Source organism: Bradyrhizobium sp. HKCCYLS20291, assembly GCF_051167715.1.
GTDB lineage: Bacteria > Pseudomonadota > Alphaproteobacteria > Rhizobiales > Xanthobacteraceae > Bradyrhizobium.
Genome location: NZ_JBNPTO010000003.1, coordinates 125,172 through 140,249 on the forward strand (window position 1 = coordinate 125,172; position 15,078 = coordinate 140,249).

The following is a 15,078-nucleotide window of genomic DNA, read 5'->3' on the forward strand; positions in this document are numbered from 1 at the left end:
GCGATTTGCGTTATGGTTCTCGTCCAAAGAAGCGGCCGACAGAGCCGCGCCTCAGGAGGAAGACCATGGATGTGACCCGCCGGGAGTCCGGCCATCTCATGCTGATCACGCCCGAGCGCGTCTTCTACGCCGGGCTGCTCGGCCGACCGCGCCAGCGCTGCTCGGGCGCGTTCCATGTCTATGTCGCGCTGACCGGCAGCCTGCGGCTGCTGGCCGACGGCGAGGAGCGCCGCGGCGAACTGCTGGTGGTGCCGCCCAACAAGCAGCATACGATCGAGAGCGATTATCGCACGGTCATCGTCGTGACGATGGAGCCGGAGAGCGTGCCGCTCGGCATCCTCGACCGTTTCGCCGCTCGTGTCGCCCGCGAGGCCGAGGTTTTTGCCTGCCGCATCCGCGCCGCGTATGAGGAACTGGTGCAGCGCCCGCTGAGCGGCGACGTCACCAGCGCGGTGTTCGACCGGCTCTGCTTCGGCGAGGTGCTGCCGCAGCGGACGCTGGATCCGCGCGTCGTCAAGGCGATCGGCCTGATCAGCCGCTTCTCCGGCGAGCCGGCCACCGCCGAGAGCTGCGCAGCAGCGGTGGGCTTGTCGACCTCGCGCTTCCTGCATCTGTTCAAGGAGGAGACCGACATCTCCTTCCGCTCGTTCCGCGCCTGGAAGCGCGCGCGGCATCTCCTCAACTACGCCAACCAGGATCTCAACCTCGCGCATCTCGCGCAGGACATCGGCTATCCCGATTCGACCCATTTCAGCCATTCGATCCGTCGCTTCTACGGGCTGAAGCCGCGCGCGATCTTCTCCGGCTCGCGCGACCTCGCGATCTACCGCAGCGGCGAGGCCGCACTGACCTGATCCTGTCCCGCTGCGCGCCGCGTCAGCGCCGCGCGCAGCGGAAACTTCGACAGTTCGAGCACGATCAGCGTGGCGATGGCGGCCCCCGCCGTCAGTGCGAGATCGTCGGCGTGCAGCGGCCCGAATTTGAACAGCGCCGCGACCGGTGCCGCGGTCAGGCTGGTCGCGAGCACGGCGATGACGATCGCGATCACCAGCAGCAGCATGCGGTTCGGCCGCAGCAGGGCGTCGCGCAGCGAGCTCGAGAACGAGCGGTTGACGAAGATCAGGCTGACGATCACCGAGACCAGGGTGAAGAACACCAGCGCGCGCAGCTCGTCGTCGGGCAGGCCGTTGCGATGGGCCAGCAGCAGCACTCCGCCGGTCGTGATCACGGCGAGCAGGCCCTGCAGCGCGCCCCACAACACCAGCGGGCGCGGCAGCAGTGCTTCCTGTGGATCACGCGGCCGCCGCCGCATGATGTCGTCCTCCTCGGTCTCGGCCTCGAACACCAGCGAGCAGACGGGATCGATGATCATCTCCAGGAAGGCGATGTGCACGGGGCCGAGCAGCAGCGGCAGGCCGGTGACGAGCGGCAGCAGAGCGAGGCCCGCGATCGGGAAATGCACCGCGAGGATGAAGCTCATCGCCTTGCGCAGATTGTCATAGATGCGCCGGCCCAGCCGGATCGCCTTGACGATCGAGCCGAAATCATCGTCGAGCAGCACGATCGCGGCGGCCTCGCGCGCGACGTCCGTGCCGCGGCCGCCCATCGCGATGCCGATATGCGCCGCCTTCAGCGACGGCGCGTCGTTGACGCCGTCGCCGGTCATCGCGACGATCTCGCCATCGGCCTTGAGCGCCGAGACGATGCGCAGCTTCTGCTCCGGCATGATGCGGGCGAAGGCGGTCGGCGTGCGCGCGGCCTGCGCGAGCGCATCGTCGTCGAGATCAGACAGCTCCGCGCCGGTGATGACTTGCTCGGGATCGAGCCCCGCCTGCCGCGCGATCGCGGCCGCGGTTGCCGGATAGTCGCCGGTGATCATGAGCACGCGGATGCCGGCCGAGCGGCATTCCGCAACGGCACCGGGGACCTCGGCCCGCAGCGGATCGGCGAAGCCGACGAGACCGCAGAAGGTGAACGCGAAGCCTTGCTGCGTCTCGGGCAATTCGTCGCCGGTCCAGTTCGCGCGGGCGACGCCGAGCACCCGCAGGCCTTCCGCGGCGAGCGTTTCGATACGTGCCTGCAGCGCCGTCAACTCGGTGGCGTTCAGGCCGCACAGCTTTGCGGTCGCTTCCGGCGCGCCCTTGGCCGCGACCATGACGATGCCGTCGTGCGACCAGACATTGGTCATCGCGAGCAGATCAGGACGCAGGCCATAGCGCCGCTGCAACGTGGCGCCGGCCGTTGCGTCCACGTCGATCGCCTGTAGTGCCTTCTCCATCGGGTCGTGCGACTGCGGGTCGCAGGCGAGCACCGCGGTGGCGACGAGAGCGCGGAAATCAGTCGTCACAGCACCGGGTGACGCCGTCGCCGGTTGCAGCATTGCGCCGTCAGGCCGTACCAGCCGGGCCACCATCATGCGGTTCTGCGTCAAGGTGCCGGTCTTGTCCGTGCACAGCACGGTGGCGGCGCCCAGCGATTCGATCGCGGCAGCCCGCCGCGTCAACACCCGCGCCTGCGAGATGCGCCAGGCGCCCATCGCCAGGAACACCGTCAGCACCAGCGGAAACTCCTCGGGCAGCATCGACATGCCGAGCGCGATGCCGGCCAGCAACCCCTCCAGCCAGCCGCCACGATACAGCGCATAGAGCACGACCGTGATCGCGACCACGATGCCGCCGCCGATCGCGAACGCCATCACGAGGCGCCGCGTCTGCTGCCGCAGCCGCGGCGTTTCCGTCTCGAGGGTGCTGACCGACTGCCCGATCTTGCCAATCGCGGTGCGCGGTCCTGTTGCCATCACCTCGGCAATGCCGCCGCCGCGCACCACGAGGCTGCCGGAGAACACGAATGGCTGATCGTCGCCGCCGGCCGCAACGGGTACCTTGCCATCTTCGGCCGCAGCCGCCCGCTTGCGCACCGGCACGGATTCGCCGGTCAGCAGAGATTCGTCGGTCAGCAGATCGTCGCACTCCCGCAGCACCGCATCGGCCGCGACGCGATCACCTTCCACCAGCACGATGAGATCGCCGCGCACCACCTCGCGGCCGGCGATGCGGATGCGCTCGCCGTCGCGGATGACGAGGGCACGCGGACTGGAGAGATCGCGTAGCGATTCCAGCACCCGCTCGGTCCGCGCTTCCTGCACGATGGTGATGACGATCGAGGCCGAGGCGAACACGCCGAGCAGCAGCGCCTCGGCCGTATCGCCGAGCGCGAGATAGATCCCGGCGCCCGCCAGCAGCAGGAGCAGCATCGGTTCCCTGAGCACGTCGGCCACGAGGCGCAGGATCGAGCGCGAGCCCGCCTGCGGCAGCTCGTTGAAGCCTTCGGTCTGCAGCCGGCGCGCGACCTCGGCGGCGCGCAGCCCACGCGATGAGATCGGTGCCGGTTGAGTGTCGATTGGCATTGTACGCCCGGTGAGGAGGACAGACAGGAAACCGCCTAGCGTGGACCATCGGCCGCAGGCTTGACGCAAAGCAATACCGGGAATGCGCCGCCGCAACCAGCGAGTCAACGCAAGCAGATCGCGCCGCGGCATCATCATATGGGCCGACAGCAGCACCGCGCGGCGTGCGCGCAAGCCTTCATCGAACGAGTGCCAGAACGACTGCCATGAGCGACAAAGCCGTCATCACCTGCGCGCTGAACGGCGTGCTCACTGACCCGAAGCAGCACAACGTTCCGGTCACGCCGGAGGAGATGGCGCGCGAGGCGCGCCGCGCCTATGACGCTGGCGCCGCCATCATGCACATCCATCTGCGGCAGCAGGCGCCGGGCAAGGGGCATCTGCCGTCCTGGGAGGTGAATGTCTCGCGCGAGATCCAGCAGGCGATCCGCGAGGCCTGCCCCGGCGTGATCATCAATCACACCTCGGGCGTCTCAGGTCCGAACTACCAGGGCGCGCTGGATTGCATCCGCGAGACCCGGCCGGAGATCGCGGCCTGCAATGCCGGCTCGCTGAACTATCTGAAGGTCAAGGCCGACAACAGCTGGGCCTGGCCGCCGATGATGTTCGACAATTCGGTCGAGAAGATCCAGGATTATCTGGCCGTCATGAAGGACGCCAAGACCATCCCGGAGTTCGAGTGCTTCGACGTCGGTATCGTGCGCTGCGTCGGCATGTATCGCCAGACCGGCATGTATTCAGGACCGCTCGAGTACAACTTCGTCATGGGCGTGGCCTCGGGCATGCCGGCCGATCCCGAGCTGCTGCCGATCCTGCTCAAGCTGAAGCTTAAGGAGGCGCATTGGCAGGTTACCGCGATCGGACGCGCCGAGATCTGGCCGCTGCATCAGCGCTGCGCCGATCTCGGCGGCCATCTGCGCACCGGGCTCGAGGACACGTTCTACCTCGGCGACGGCACCAAGGTGACCTCGAACGGCCAGCTGATCGAGGCGATCGCCGCCTGCGCCCGCCGCGCTGGACGCGAGATCGCGAGCCCTGCCGAGGCCCGGCAGATGTTTGGTACATTGAACTGACTGTTGAAGCGCCGTCATTGCGAGCGCAGCGACGTGTCCGCCGAAGCTCGAAGAGCGAAGGCGGAAGCAATCCAGGGGCCAAACAGGAAGTCTGGATTGCCTCGTCGCGGAGCTTGCCATCGGGCCGCGCTTTGCGCGGACCCGTTGGCTCCTCGCAATGACGGCGTCGTTATTCCCCGGGTATTCGCGACGACAAAGCATGGCCATCATCGACAGCACCATCTCTCCCACCGGCGCCGCGTTCCAGGCCAACCGCGACGGCATGCTCGGCCTGATCGCGCGGATGCGCGATCTCGAGGCGCGGACGCGCAATGCGTCGGCGGCGGCGAAGGACCGCTTCCATCAGCGCGGCCAGCTGCTGCCGCGCGAGCGTGTCGCGCTGGTGCTCGATCCCGGCGCGCCGTTCCTCGAACTGTCGACGCTCGCCGGCTACATGTTCGATACGCCGGATCCGGCGAAGAGCGTGCCGGGCGGCGGCGTCATCGCCGGCATCGGCTTCGTGTCCGGCGTGCGCTGCATGGTCTCGGCCAACGATGCCGGCATCGATGCAGGCGCGCTGCAGCCTTATGGACTGGACAAGACGCTGCGCGTGCAGGAGCTCGCGCTAGAGAACAAGCTGCCCTACGTGCAGCTGGTCGAGAGCGCCGGCGCCAATCTGCTGCGCTACCGCGTCGAGGATTTCGTCCGCGGCGGTAACATCTTTCGCAACCTGGCGCGGCTGTCGGCCGCGGGTCTTCCCGTGGTGACCGTGACGCACGGCTCGTCGACCGCGGGCGGCGCCTACCAGACCGGTTTGTCCGACTACATCGTCATGGTCCGTGGCCGCACCCGCGCCTTCCTGGCTGGCCCGCCGCTGCTGAAAGCCGCGACCGGCGAGATCGCGACCGAGGAGGAGCTCGGCGGCGCCGAGATGCACACCTCGATCTCCGGGCTCGGCGACTACCTCGCCGAGGATGATCGCGACGCACTGCGCATCGCCCGCGAGATCATGGCCAAGCTCAACTGGGACCGGTCGTCGCACGAAGCGTCGCCGGCGAAGCCGCCGCGCTACGATCAGGACGAACTGCTCGGCATCATGCCGCTCGATCACAAGCGCCCGGTCGACATGCGCCAAATCATCGCGCGGATCGTCGACGACAGCGACTTCGTCGAGATGTCGCCGAACTATGGTCCAGCCACCGTCTGCGGCCATGCGCGGATCGAAGGCCAGGCGATCGGCATCATCACCAACAACGGTCCGCTCGATCCGGCCGGCGCCAACAAGGCGACGCATTTCATCCAGGCCTGCTGCCAGAGCCGCACGCCGATCCTCTATCTCAACAACACCACGGGCTACATGGTCGGCCGCGCCTATGAGGAGGCCGGCATGATCAAGCACGGCTCAAAGATGATCCAGGCGGTGACCTCGGCGACGGTGCCGCAGATCACGATCTATTGCGGCGCCTCGTTCGGGGCTGGAAATTACGGCATGTGCGGCCGCGGCTTCCACCCGCGCTTCTGCTTCTCCTGGCCGAACGCCAAGACCGCCGTGATGGGCGGCGAGCAGGCGGCGGAGACGATGGCGATCGTCACGGAAGCCGCCGCCGCGCGGCGCGGCAAGCCGGTCGAGCGCGAGAAGCTCGATGCGATGAAGGCCCAGATCGTCGGCGTGTTCGACAGCCAGATGGACGTGTTCGCGACCTCGGCGCGCGTGCTCGACGATGGCGTGATCGATCCGCGCGACACCCGCGCGGTGCTGGCGGAGGTGCTGGCGATCTGCCGCGAGGCCGAGGCGCGCACGCCGCAGCGCATGCAGTTCTCGGTGGCCCGGCCATGAGCGCAGAGGTGAGTGCGATGTCGCGCAGGCCGTTCCACAAGGTGTTGATCGCCAATCGCGGCGAGATCGCGTTGCGGATCATGCGCACGGCGCGCCGGCTCGGCCATGGTGTGGTCGCCGTCTATTCCGACGCGGATCAAGATGCGCCGCATGTGCGCCTGGCCGATCAGGCGGTGCGCATCGGCGCGCCGCCATCAGCGCAGTCCTATCTGAACATCGCCGCGATCATTGCGGCAGCCAAGGCGACCGGCGCCGACGCCGTGCATCCCGGCTATGGCTTCCTCGCCGAGAACGAAGAGTTTGCTCAGGCGTGCAGGGACGCGGGGCTGGTGTTCATCGGCCCGTCGCCGGAGGCGATCAAGGCGATGGGCAACAAGGCCGGCGCCAAGGCGATCATGCAGCGCGCCGGCGTGCCCTGCGTGCCCGGCTATCAGGGCGAGGACCAGGGCGACGACGCGATGCTGCGCGAGGCCCGGCGCATCGGCTTCCCCGTGATGATCAAGGCGGTCGCCGGCGGCGGCGGCCGCGGCATGCGGCTGGTGAGCGAAGCCGATGCGTTTGTCGACATGCTGCGCAGTGCGCGCTCGGAAGCGGCCGCGGCGTTCGGCGACGGCACCGTCATCCTCGAGAAGGCAATCGCCAATCCGCGCCACATCGAGATCCAGGTGTTTGGCGACAGCAGCGGCAACGCCGTGCATCTCGGCGAGCGCGACTGCTCGGTGCAGCGCCGGCATCAGAAGCTGATCGAGGAAGCGCCGTCGCCGGCGGTCGGCCCGGAGTTGCGCGCGCGCATGGGCGCGGTGGCCGTGCAGGCGGTGAAGGCACTCGCCTACGAAGGCGCCGGCACCCTGGAATTCCTGCTCGACGGCGACGGCCAGTTCTACTTCATGGAAATGAACACGCGGCTGCAGGTCGAGCATCCCGTAACGGAGGCGCTGACGGGACTCGATCTGGTCGAGTGGCAACTCCGCGTCGCCGCCGGCGAGCCGCTGCCGCTGCGCCAGGAGCAGATCAGGCTCGACGGCCACGCCATCGAGGTCCGGCTATGCTCGGAGGACGCCGCGCACGACTTCATGCCGCAGTCCGGGCGCATGGCGCTGTGGCAGATGCCGGAGACGATCCGCGTCGAGCACGCGCTGGAGTCGGGCGCGGAAATTCCGCCGTACTACGATTCGATGATCGCCAAGCTGGTCAGCCATGGCGCTTCGCGGGAGGAAGCGCGCGCGCGGCTCATCGTCGCTCTGGAGCAGGCGGTCGCGCTGGGCGTTGCGACCAACCAATCCTTCCTGCTGTCATGCCTGCGGCATCCGGTTTTTGCCGCGGGCAAGGCAACCACCGCCTTCATCGCGGCACATCGTGACGAGTTGCGCGCGCCAACGTTCGATCCGCCGGCGGTTGCGCTCGCGGCGCTGCTGCTGTCGGTCAGCCATCCACTGGCGCATCCCCTCCGCGGCGGCCGCTCGCTGTCGGCAGCCTTCGCGACGCCGCTCCGGTTCGAGCTTGGTGGTGAGGTGAAGGAGTGCGAGCTGCTGCGCGAGCGCGACGGCAGCTATCGGGTGACGTCGGATGGCGCCGAGCATTGCTGCGAGATCGTTTCGCTCACCAGCGAGACGATCCGGGTCCGTCATGCCGGTGTGACGGAAGCCGCGCGCTTCGTGCGCGACGGCGATCGGCTGTACATGCAATCTCGCGGGCAGACGCTGATGCTGCGCGACCTTACGCTGGCCGCACCGCAGTCCACCGCGGTGACCGGCGGCGACGGCAAGGTCCGCGCGGCCTTGAACGGCCGTGTCGTCGCAGTGCTGGTCAAGCCCGGCGATCGCGTTGCTTTGGGGCAACCGGTCGTGACGCTGGAAGCCATGAAGATGGAGCACGTCCACACCGCCGGTCTCGCCGGCACGGTGAGCGCGATCGACGTTGCCGAGGGCGATCAGGTGACGACAGGGCGGATCGTGGCGGAGATTGCGGAGTGAGGGCTGGATCGCCGCGTCGTGTCTAGTCGATCGCAGCAAATCAGCTCCTAATAACACCACCCGCGTGGTTGCCCCTCACCCCGACCCTCTCCCCGTGAAGAACGGGGAGAGGGAGCGCGCTGCCGGTGCGGCGACGGTTCGTATCGCATCGATGATTGGTGGCTGACTCATTGAGGCAGTGTTTGTCGGCGCGCACGGTGCCACCTCTCCCCGCCCTTCTGCGGGGAGAGGTCGGATTGCGTAGCAATCCGGGTGAGGGGCATGGCACTGATGTAGCCGGTGGGAGGTCCATCGGACTCGCAGGCCGGCGCCGCGAAACTGCAGGACCGTGCTTGTTGCAAGGCGGATGTAAAACTAATTAGTATAATGGATACAGTCTGCCGACGGGCAAGCCCGTGCCACCGCTCCCAAAAACCTCACCGCGGCAATTGTCGCCGCAACGTCGCGACCAGGCGGGAGGTCTGGAAGGGCTTCGACAGCAGCGGTGCGGTGGCGAATTCTTCGGGGCACTGGTCGACGGAATAGCCGGTGACGGCGACGAAGGGCACGCCGGCGGCGATCAGGGCGCGGGCGATCGGCGCCGAGGTCTCCTGGCCGAGATTGACGTCGAGCACGGCCACGTCGCAGCGATGCCGCTGCAGCAGATGCAGCGCCTTGCCGACCGTCGGCGCGACGCCGATCACGGCGAAGCCGGATTCCTCGAGCTCGACGGAGAGGTCGAAGCCGATCATGGGATCGTCTTCCACGATCAGCACGTTGATCTTGTCAGCGCCGGACATGGCTGTTGCTGCGGGTGAGACGTTGCAGCGGGCACCGCAGGTGCCAGTGGAGTCCGGACGGTGCAAAGTCGACCTCGACCGTTCCGTCGAGCCCGGCGCGGACCATGTCGGAGATTACGCGGCTGCCGAAGCCGCCATGCTCGGGAGCTGAGACCTGCGGTCCGCCACTCTCGCGCCAATCCATGTCGAACCGATCGCCGTCGTGGCCCCAGGCGAGCGTGATCCGCCCGTCATCGGTCGAGAGCGCACCGTATTTGGCGGCGTTCGTCGCCAGCTCGTGGATCGCCATGCCGATCGCCTGCGCCGCTTCCGGCGTCAGCTCGATCGGCGGCCCGTCGATCGCGATGCGGTTGCCGACCCAATCGGCGAAGGCGCTCAGTTGCGATCGCACCAGGCCGACGATCGGAATGAAGCGCCAGTCGTTCTGGATCAGCAGGTCCTGGTTGCTCGCGATCGCCTGCAGGCGCTCGAGGAAGCGCTCGAGATCGAGCTGGCGGCCGTGGCGGGTCATCTGCCGGGCGATCGCCTGCACCAGCGACAATAGGTTCTTGCTGCGGTGATTGACCTCGGCGAGCAGGGTGCGCAGTTGCTCACGTGTCTGGCGCTTGTCAGTGATGTCGCGCACGATCTTGGACGCGCCGATGATGCGGCCAGCCGAATCGCGCACCGGCGACACCGTGACCGAGACGTCAATGAGCGCGCCGTCCTTGCGCAGCCGGATGGTCTCGAAATTGTCGATCATCTCGCCGGAGAGGACGGTCGTCAGGATGCGGTCCTCCTCGGCTTGGCGTTCCTGCGGAATGATCGTCCGGATCGAGCGGTTGATCATCTCGCGTTCCGAAAAGCCGAAGATGCGCTCGGCGCTCTTGTTCCAGCTGGTGATGGTGCCGTCGAGCGTCTTGCTGACGACGCCGTCCGACGACGAGGCGACGATCGCCGCGAGCATCGCGGCACCGCGCTCCGCCTTGTTCGACAGTGTGACATCGCGAAGGATTTCGGAGATGCCGACGATGGCGCCGCTGCCGGCGCGGATCGGCGAAAACGTCACGGCCACCTCGATCGGCTGTCCCTGCCTGGTCAGGCGCACGGTGTCGAAGCTCTCGATCGATTCACCGGCGCCGACCCGGGCACGCAGCGCACCCGCTTCGTCGGACAGCTCCGGGGGGATGATGTCGGCGATCGGCCGGCCGATCATCTCTGCGGCGCTGAATCCCAGCATCCGCTCGGCGCTCTTGTTCCAGCTGCAAATGATGCCGTCCACGGTCGTGCTCAGGATGGCGTCCGCAGCCGAGTCGACGATCGCGGCCAGATACGCCGTGTCGTCAGAGGCGATGCGTGAGGCGGGGGAGGCGCCGGGCATTCCGTGCACGTCGCAGGCTCCTTGCTAGCAGGTCGACGAGGAAGACGGCGCGCAACCGATTACCAACTTGTTTGTGTACGAATGCAAGGACAATCTCGTTCGCTGCTTGTTGTTGGCTTTTTCCGGCAACGACGACAAAGAGCCTGCCGGCCGTCAGCAGACGCAGAGGTCATGCGACGTGCTCGGAAGACGACGGCGAGTACACGAAACGCGCAATTGACAGATTTGTTCCCGGGGATCCGGCCGAAAGCCACTGCGGGGGTGGGCACTCGCCCTGAATCGACCGGCGGCGCTTGGCGCGGGGTCTCTCCCTCCTGGCTTACCGGCGGCTGCCCAAAACTACTTCCTGAGGCTGAGAATGTAGCCCGCCAGATCCGCCGCATCGGTCGCGGTGAGCGGGTTGTTGGCCATGGTTGCGTGGGGCAGCAGGAGGAACTTGACCAGCATGTCCCTGGTCACGCTCTCCCTGGCGGCGATGGCAACGAACGGCTGGGCGCGGCGGAACCTGGTCGGCTCGGTGCCGACCGCGTGGCAAGCGGCGCACCAGCGCTCGGCAAGCTGGCGGCCGTGATCGACGTCCTCAGCGGCCACAGCGGCCGCGAGCGAGAGCATCAGCAGGATCGTGGAGGCGATGACGCGACGCAACGGCGATCCTCCTCACAGCGGCTGGTCGTCATCGGTCGACGGCTGGCTCTGCAGCGAGACGATGTCGCCGCCGCCATAATCCTCCTCCGGAGGCGGATAGACCCACATGTGGTCGTGCACGTCCTTCACACCCGACACGCTCTTGGCCGCGACGATGGCGGTGGCCCGCTCGCCTTCGCTGCGCACGGCGCCGCTCAGATGGGCGATGCCGTTGCGGACCACGACGTTGAAGCGGCAGTGCTTGCAGGCGGCATGGTCGAGCGAATCGAGGATGGCATTGCGGATCGCGTCATCGTCGGCGCCGGGCACCGGCACGGTCGCCGCCAGATCGGCCAGGGTCTGCACGAAGTCGGTATGCGTCACCATGCCGACCAGCCGGTCGCCGCTGATGACCGGAAGGCGCTTGATGTTGCGCTTCTCCATGGTTTCGGCGATCTCGGCCAGGCTGGCATCCGCACTGACGGTGACCGGCGGCCGGCTCATGATGTCGCCGACGGTGCGGCCATGGGAATGCACGAAGTCGGCGCCGATGCGACCGCGTCCGACCAGCAGATCGAGCCAGCGGCCCTGCTTGCGCTCGGTGCCGAGTTCGGCCCGGCGCAGGAAGTCGCCGTCGGTGACCATGCCGACGAGCCGGCCGGCGGCGTCGATCACCGGCAGGCCGCCGATATGGTTACGGAGCATGATCCGCGCCGCCTCGGCCACCGGCGTACCGGGCGTGACGGTGATCACCGATCGGGTCATGATTTGATGAGCGCGCATGTCGTCATCCATGCAAAATGCAGCGGCCGCAATCGGTGAAGCATAGTCCGGCCGCCGGGCGCGCGCTTGACCAGGATCAACCCGACCGAGCCGTCCTACACGATCCGCGAGGTCTTGTTGCCCCAGTATCGGTCGCGCAGCAGCCTCTTGTAGAGCTTGCCGGTCGGCAGCCGCGGCAGTTCCTTCTCGAAGTCGATCGAGCGCGGCACCTTCTGCCGCGACAGCGACTGCCGGCAGAACGCGATCAGCTCTTCTTCCAGATCGGGACCGGGCGTGATGCCCGACATCGGCTGGATCACCGCCTTAAACCTCCTCGCCGAGATCGGGATTGGGCACGCCGAACACGGCGGCATCGGCGACCTTTGGATGGGTGATGAGCAGGTTCTCGCATTCCTGCGGATAGATGTTCACGCCGCCGGAGATGATCATGAAGGTGGCGCGGTCGGTGAGGTAGAGATAGCCGTCGGCATCGACGTAGCCGACGTCGCCGACCGTGCTCATGGTGCCGTCGGCGGAGCGCGCCTCCTTGGTGCGCTCGGGATCGTTGAAATACTCGAACGGCGAGCCGGTCTTGAACCAGACAGTGCCGGGAGTGCCGACCGGGCAGGGCTGCATGTTTTCATCGAGGATGTGCAGGTCGCCGAACAGCACCTTGCCCACGCTGCCGCGATGCGCGAGCCATTGCTCGCTGTCGCAGGCGGTGAAGCCGAGGCCTTCGGTCGCGCCGTAATATTCGTGGATGATCGGTCCCCACCATCTGATCATGTCCTCCTTGACCTGCGCCGGGCAGGGCGCGGCGGCATGGATCGCGATCTCGAGCGAGGACAGGTCGTAGCGGTTGCGCACCTCCGCTGGCAGCTTCAGCATGCGCGAGAACATCGTCGGCACCAGCTGGGTGTGGGTGATGCCCCATTGCTGGACGAGCTCGAGATAGCGCTCGGGGTCGAACGTCTCCATGATGATGGCGGTGCCGCCGCTGCGGATGGTGAGATTGACCGCGGCCTGCGGCGCGGAGTGATACAGCGGCGCCGGCGACAGATAGATCATGCCCTCGCGATAGCGCCACAGCTTCTCGAGAAAGTCGAAGATCGGCAACTGCTGTACCGGCGGCTGCTCGGGCAGCGGCCGCAGGATGCCCTTCGGCCGGCCGGTGGTGCCGGACGAGTACAGCATCGCCGTGCCCACGCACTCATCGGCAATCGGCGTCGCCGGCAAGCCCGCGGTCGCCTCCGCCAGCCCCACGATGCGGTCGCTCTCGCCCGGACCATCGGCCACGATGCACAGCTCGATGCCCGGCGCCTCCTTGAGCGCCTCGCGCGCGACGTCGAGCTTGGCGACCGAGGTGATCAGGAGCCGCGACTGGCTGTTGTTGAGAATGTAGGCGAGCTCGCCCGCGGTGAGATAGGAGTTCACGCAGGTGAAATAAAGCCCTGAGCGCTCGCCGGCGCCGCATGCTTCGAGATAGCGGCCGTTGTTCTCCATGAAGATCGAATAATGGTCGAGCCGCTTCAGGCCGTGCTGGCGGAGCAGATGCGCCAGCCGGTTCGAGCGCGCCTCCAGCTCGCGATAGGTCACCGCCTCGCCGGTGGAGGCCATGATGAAGGCGGGTTGCAGCGGGCGCAGTTTTGCGTGCTTGCCGGTGTACATGCGTTCTCCCTCCGGGCGCTTGCCGTTCGGCCGCAGCACGGCGCGCGATGGCGGGGGGGCAGGGCATCGCCTTCAGGCCCGACGCGGAATCGCCACGCCGTACGCCCTCAGGCTGTTTCCTTCCACACGCACCATCCCTGCGGGACGGCTCTTTGTTGCTTGGGGAGGAATGTAGCGGAGGAACCCCGCGCCCTCAACATGGCTCTCAGTCCTTGGGCCAGGGCGGGAAGGGATGGGCGCGGCCGGGGTTCTGGCATAACATGAGTACGCATTCCAACGAATGACATCGCAAAACCAAGAAACTCTGGGAGACACCACATGAAATCGGGCTTGCTGGCTTTTGCTGCGGTGGGCGCGCTGCTTTCAGCGGCGCCGGCGTCGGCACAGGTCAAGATCGGCATCCTCAACGACCAGTCCGGCGTCTATGCCGACTACGGCGGCAAATATTCCGTCGAGGCCGCCAAGATGGCGATCGAGGATTTCGGCGGCGAGGTGCTGGGGCAGAAGATCGAGCTGGTCACCGCCGACCACCAGAACAAGCCGGACCTCGCCTCGTCGATTGCGCGGCGCTGGTACGACACCGAAGGTGTCGACATGATCACCGAGCTGACGACCTCCTCGGTCGCGCTGGCGATCCAGGAGCTGTCGAAGGAAAAGAAGAAGATCGACATCGTCGTCGGCGCCGCGACCTCGCGCATTACGGGCGATGCCTGCACGCCCTACGGCTTCCACTGGGCCTATGACACCCGCGCGCTCGCGGTCGGCACCGGCGGTGCGCTGGTCGAGTCCGGCGGCGACAGCTGGTTCTTCATGACCGCCGACTATGCCTTCGGCTACGCGCTGGAAAAGGACACCAGCGATATCGTGACCTCGAAGGGCGGCAAGGTGCTGGGCTCGGTGCGCATCCCGCTGAACTCGTCGGACTTCTCGTCCTTCCTGCTGCAGGCACAGAGCTCGAAGGCGAAGATCATCGGGCTTGCCAATGCCGGCCTCGACACCACCAACTCGATCAAGCAGGCGGCCGAGTTCGGCATCGTCAAGGGCGGCCAGAAGCTCGCCGGCCTGCTGATGACCCTGGCAGAGGTGCACGGCCTCGGGCTCGAGGCGGCGCAGGGCCTGGTGCTGACCGAGGGCTTCTACTGGGATCACGACGACAAGGCCCGCGCCTTGGGCGAGCGCTTCATGAAGCGCACCGGGCGGATGCCGAGCATGATCCACGCCGGCACCTATTCGGCGACGCTGTCCTATCTGAAGGCGGTCAAGGCCGCCGGCACCAAGGACTCCGACGCCGTCGCAGCCAAGCTGAAGGAGCTGCCGGTCGACGACGCCTTCGCGCAAGGCAAGGTGCTCGCCAACGGCCGCATGGTTCACGACATGTATCTGTTCGAGGTCAAGAAGCCGTCGGAATCGAAGAAGCCGTGGGACTACTACAAGCAGCTCGCCACCGTGCCCGGCGACAAGGCGTTCTTCTCCGCCAAGGACAGCGGCTGCCCGCTGACGAAGTAGGCCCGCTCCGCCACCGGTGTCGTCCCGGCCCAGTGCGCAATTGCGCACGCGGAGCCGGGACCCATACCGCGTGATCCATCTTGAGGCAGGCTGAGCGTAGAACCGCCGCGG

At 67.0% G+C, this 15,078-nt stretch carries 10 protein-coding genes and 1 pseudogene; 5 read left to right on the top strand and 6 right to left on the bottom strand.

Features of this window, described 5'->3' with window-relative positions; translation table 11 throughout:
* Window positions 1–65 precede the first annotated feature (65 nt).
* Window positions 66–854, top strand: coding sequence for a helix-turn-helix domain-containing protein (locus tag ACQR07_RS08470; protein WP_434866135.1), 789 nt, complete (start codon window positions 66–68; stop codon window positions 852–854).
* Here the strand turns inward: ACQR07_RS08470 and ACQR07_RS08475 are convergent.
* A complete protein-coding gene (locus ACQR07_RS08475) occupies window positions 824–3,406 on the bottom strand; it encodes a cation-translocating P-type ATPase (protein WP_434901869.1) in 2,583 nt (860 codons plus the stop codon). The genes ACQR07_RS08470 and ACQR07_RS08475 overlap by 31 nt on opposite strands.
* A gap of 206 nt (window positions 3,407–3,612) precedes the next feature.
* On the opposite strand from ACQR07_RS08475, the gene ACQR07_RS08480 reads away from it, so the two are divergent.
* From ACQR07_RS08480 to ACQR07_RS08490, 3 genes are all read left to right on the top strand, one after another.
* Window positions 3,613–4,479 carry a 3-keto-5-aminohexanoate cleavage protein gene (locus ACQR07_RS08480; RefSeq protein WP_434901870.1) on the top strand — a complete coding sequence of 289 codons (867 nt, stop codon included), beginning with the start codon at window positions 3,613–3,615 and terminating at the stop codon, window positions 4,477–4,479.
* A 199-nt stretch (window positions 4,480–4,678) separates the two neighbouring features.
* A complete protein-coding gene (locus tag ACQR07_RS08485) occupies window positions 4,679–6,295 on the top strand; it encodes an acyl-CoA carboxylase subunit beta (RefSeq protein ID WP_434901871.1) in 1,617 nt (538 codons plus the stop codon).
* 17 nt (window positions 6,296–6,312) lie between these two features.
* On the top strand, window positions 6,313–8,268 hold the full coding sequence (locus tag ACQR07_RS08490; protein WP_434902267.1) for an acetyl-CoA carboxylase biotin carboxylase subunit: 1,956 nt from the start codon (window positions 6,313–6,315) through the stop codon (window positions 8,266–8,268).
* 416 nt (window positions 8,269–8,684) lie between these two features.
* On the opposite strand, the gene ACQR07_RS08495 is transcribed toward ACQR07_RS08490, so the two are convergent.
* The 5 genes and pseudogenes from ACQR07_RS08495 to ACQR07_RS08515 form a co-directional block, all read right to left on the bottom strand.
* Window positions 8,685–9,047, bottom strand: a complete 363-nt coding sequence (locus tag ACQR07_RS08495) for a response regulator (protein WP_434901872.1) — start codon at window positions 9,045–9,047, stop codon at window positions 8,685–8,687.
* On the bottom strand, window positions 9,034–10,416 hold the full coding sequence (locus tag ACQR07_RS08500; RefSeq protein ID WP_434901873.1) for a PAS domain S-box protein: 1,383 nt from the start codon (window positions 10,414–10,416) through the stop codon (window positions 9,034–9,036). The genes ACQR07_RS08495 and ACQR07_RS08500 overlap by 14 nt, the downstream gene beginning before the upstream one ends.
* Before the next feature lie 330 nt (window positions 10,417–10,746).
* Window positions 10,747–11,019, bottom strand: a complete 273-nt coding sequence (locus ACQR07_RS08505; RefSeq protein ID WP_434902268.1) for a c-type cytochrome — start codon at window positions 11,017–11,019, stop codon at window positions 10,747–10,749.
* Between the two features lie 45 nt (window positions 11,020–11,064).
* Complete coding sequence (locus tag ACQR07_RS08510) at window positions 11,065–11,814, bottom strand: CBS domain-containing protein (protein ID WP_434901874.1); 750 nt, start codon at window positions 11,812–11,814, stop codon at window positions 11,065–11,067.
* A gap of 95 nt (window positions 11,815–11,909) precedes the next feature.
* Window positions 11,910–13,461, bottom strand: a pseudogene (locus tag ACQR07_RS08515) (AMP-binding protein).
* Between the two features lie 318 nt (window positions 13,462–13,779).
* Between ACQR07_RS08515 and ACQR07_RS08520 the strand changes: the two are divergent.
* The gene (locus tag ACQR07_RS08520; RefSeq protein WP_434866126.1) at window positions 13,780–14,967 is read left to right on the top strand and encodes an ABC transporter substrate-binding protein; all 1,188 of its coding nucleotides are present in this window, start codon (window positions 13,780–13,782) and stop codon (window positions 14,965–14,967) included.
* Window positions 14,968–15,078 lie beyond the last annotated feature (111 nt).

Excerpts from the sequence above, each read along its gene's own strand:
- ACQR07_RS08510 (WP_434901874.1), bottom strand. The coding sequence starts at position 11,814 with ATGCGCGCTCATCAAATCATGACCCGATCGGTGATCACCGTCACGCCC.
- ACQR07_RS08470 (WP_434866135.1), top strand. The coding sequence starts at position 66 with ATGGATGTGACCCGCCGGGAGTCCGGCCATCTCATGCTGATCACGCCC.
- ACQR07_RS08485 (WP_434901871.1), top strand. The coding sequence starts at position 4,679 with ATGGCCATCATCGACAGCACCATCTCTCCCACCGGCGCCGCGTTCCAG.
- ACQR07_RS08520 (WP_434866126.1), top strand. The coding sequence starts at position 13,780 with ATGAAATCGGGCTTGCTGGCTTTTGCTGCGGTGGGCGCGCTGCTTTCA.
- ACQR07_RS08480 (WP_434901870.1), top strand. The coding sequence starts at position 3,613 with ATGAGCGACAAAGCCGTCATCACCTGCGCGCTGAACGGCGTGCTCACT.
- ACQR07_RS08495 (WP_434901872.1), bottom strand. The coding sequence starts at position 9,047 with ATGTCCGGCGCTGACAAGATCAACGTGCTGATCGTGGAAGACGATCCC.
- ACQR07_RS08490 (WP_434902267.1), top strand. The coding sequence starts at position 6,313 with ATGTCGCGCAGGCCGTTCCACAAGGTGTTGATCGCCAATCGCGGCGAG.
- ACQR07_RS08505 (WP_434902268.1), bottom strand. The coding sequence starts at position 11,019 with ATGCTCTCGCTCGCGGCCGCTGTGGCCGCTGAGGACGTCGATCACGGC.
- ACQR07_RS08475 (WP_434901869.1), bottom strand. The coding sequence starts at position 3,406 with ATGCCAATCGACACTCAACCGGCACCGATCTCATCGCGTGGGCTGCGC.